A 520-nucleotide genomic window follows, 5' to 3' on the forward strand; every position below is an offset into this window, starting at 1 on the left:
GGTGGGCGCTGTCATTGAGCGCATGCACGGTGTGCGCTTTAGCCAGACGCAAATCTGGCGGATTCTGGGCAGTCTGGGCTTCAGCGTGCAAAAGCCTGAGAAGCGCGCCATCGAGCGCAACGAAGATGCGGTGCGCAGTTGGAAACGCWGTACCTGGCCGGCGCTTAAAAAAAAGCCCAGCGACAGGGACGGCTGATCGTCTTCGTGGACGAGTCCGGCATCAGCGAGCGCCCCACCCGAGTGCGCACCTGGGCGCCCAAGGGACAGACACCCATCATCCAGTTCCATTTCAACTGGACTCACGTCTCGGTCATCGCCGGACTCACGCGCACCAACTGCCTGTTCCGGCTGCACGAGGGCAGCATCAAGAAGGAAGAGATCGTCGAATTCCTCAAGGCGCTGAAGGCCCATCTGAAGCAGCCGCTGCTGGTCATCTGGGATGGCTTGAAGGCGCACCGCAGTCGCCTGGTGCGCGATTATCTGGACAGCCTGGGCGGCCATATCCAGATCGCGTTCCTGC

The 520-nt window shown here is 61.5% G+C and carries 1 pseudogene; it reads left to right on the forward strand.

Features of this window, described 5'->3' with window-relative positions:
- Window positions 1-520 (forward strand): annotated as a pseudogene (locus AC1DY5_RS58290) (IS630 family transposase); the annotation flags it as partial.

The organism is Variovorax sp. P4_D9, assembly GCF_056401695.1.